We start from the raw sequence: 1,975 nt of genomic DNA, 5'->3' as shown, positions 1-1,975 counted from the left end.
GTCGGCGGCGCGTGCTGTTCCCCGACGTGGACGGATTCAAGGAAGCGTGGTCCAGCGGGCGACTCGACTGAGCGCCACGACCGCCGGGCGACCCTCGAAGTCGTTGCGGCACAACCAAGCACCCGGTCCCCGCCACCACAGCACGACCGGACCGGGCGGAGTTTCCCATCGGTACCCATAAGAATTTCCTTGCGGTGCCCGATGCCTTGGCGCGCTTAGCATCCGGGGCGTGACGGTCATCATCTCCGCAACCGAGCTGCACCAGCGGTTCCCCGAGTTCCGGGTGCTCGACGTCCGGTGGGCGCTCGGCGCTCCGGACGGGCGGCCCGCCTACCTCAGCGCCCACCTGCCGGGCGCCGTGCACGTCGACCTGGAGGCGCACCTCGCCGGACCGCGCGGGCCCGGTGACGGGCGGCATCCGCTGCCCGGCGAGGAGGCGCTGCAGACCGCCTTGCGCGGGTGGGGCGTGAACGCCGGGGACCGGGTCGTCGTCTACGACGACTCCGGCAACCTCGCCGCCGCCCGCGCCTGGTGGGTGCTGCGCGACGCCGGGATCGACGTGCGGCTGCTCGACGGCGGGCTCGGCGCGTGGGTCGCGGGCGGGTTCCCGGTGGAGAGCGGGGACGTCGTCCCGGCGCCGGGGGACGTGGTGGTCTCCGGGAACCGGTTGGCGCGCGTCACCACCGACGAGGCGGCCACCTGGCCCGCGCGCGGGGTGCTGCTGGACGCCCGCGCCGGTGAGCGGTACCGGGGCGAGGTCGAGCCGGTCGATCCCAGGGCCGGGCACGTTCCCGGCGCGGTCAGCGCGCCCACCGGGGAGAACCTCGCGCCGGACGGGACCTTCCTGCCCGCCTCGGAGCTGGGACGGCGGTTCGCGGCGCTCGGCGTGACGTCGGGGACGCCGGTCGCGGTGTACTGCGGGTCCGGCGTCACCGCCGCGCACACCGTCGCCGCCCTGGCCATCGCCGGGATCGACGCCGCCCTGTACCCCGGCTCGTGGTCCCAGTGGTCCTCGGACCCCGACCGGCCGGTCGAGGTGGGGGCGTGAGCCTGGACGGGTTGACCGGCGGGCTCTCCTCCTGGTCGACCGACCCCGCCGAGCTGGCGCGCGCGTCCACCGACCGCTCGGGGAGCGCCCCGATCGGGACGCCCCGGCTGGTCGTGTTCGCCCAGTCCGTCGCGGAGGTCCAGCGGACCGTCGCGCACGCCGCCGCGCACGGCGTCCCGGTCGTGCCCAGGGGCGCGGGGTCCGGGGTCGCGGGTGGCGCGCTCGCGGGCGACGGGAGCATCGTGCTCGACCTGTCCGGCCTTGACCGGATCACCGAGCTGCGGCCGGACGAGGCGCTGGCGGTCGTGGAACCCGGTGTCGTCACCGCCGACCTGGACGCCGCCGCCGCCGCGCACGGGCTGCGGTACGCGCCCGACCCGGCGAGCGCCGCGTTCTCCACGATCGGCGGCAACATCGCCACCAACGCGGGCGGGCTGCGGTGCGTCAAGCACGGGGTGACCCGCGACGCGGTGCTCGGGCTCGACGTGGTGCTCGGCGACGGGTCGCTGGTCAGCACCGGGCGGCGCACGGTCAAGGGGGTCACCGGGTACGACCTGACCGGGCTGGTCGTCGGGTCCGAGGGCACGCTCGGGGTGGTGGTCGGGGCGACGCTGCGGCTCTCGCCGCTGCCGGTGCGCACGGCCACCGCCAGCGCGTTCTTCGCGACCGCCGAGGACGCCGTCGCGGCGGTGACCGCGCTGCAGCGCGCGGGCGTCCGGCCGTCCACCGCCGAGCTGCTGGACGGGCCGACGCTGCGCGCCATCGACCAGGCGCAGGGCGGTGACCTGCACCGCAGGGGCGAGGTGTTCCTGCTGCTCCAGACCGACGGCTTCGGCGCGGAGCAGGAGCTGGCGGAGGCGGCGCGGGTGGTCCGGCCGCTCGCCACCGCGCTGGAGACCACCACCGACCCCGAGGTCGCCGCCCGCC

General features: G+C 76.5%; 2 protein-coding genes. Both read left to right on the top strand.

Features of this window, described 5'->3' with window-relative positions; all coding sequences use genetic code 11:
* The first annotated feature begins 229 nt into the window (after positions 1-229).
* Positions 230-1,048, top strand: coding sequence for a sulfurtransferase (locus tag ACTUAL_RS16280; RefSeq protein ID WP_440900861.1), 819 nt, complete (start codon positions 230-232; stop codon positions 1,046-1,048).
* Positions 1,045-1,975: FAD-binding oxidoreductase (locus tag ACTUAL_RS16275; protein WP_440900860.1), on the top strand; the 931-nt coding region annotated here is incomplete at its 3' end. The genes ACTUAL_RS16280 and ACTUAL_RS16275, both read left to right, overlap by 4 nt.

The sequence above is a fragment of the Actinosynnema sp. genome, assembly GCF_052038725.1.
Note: the sequence above shows the minus strand (reverse complement) of the source record. Positions and strands in the feature narration are given on the sequence as shown.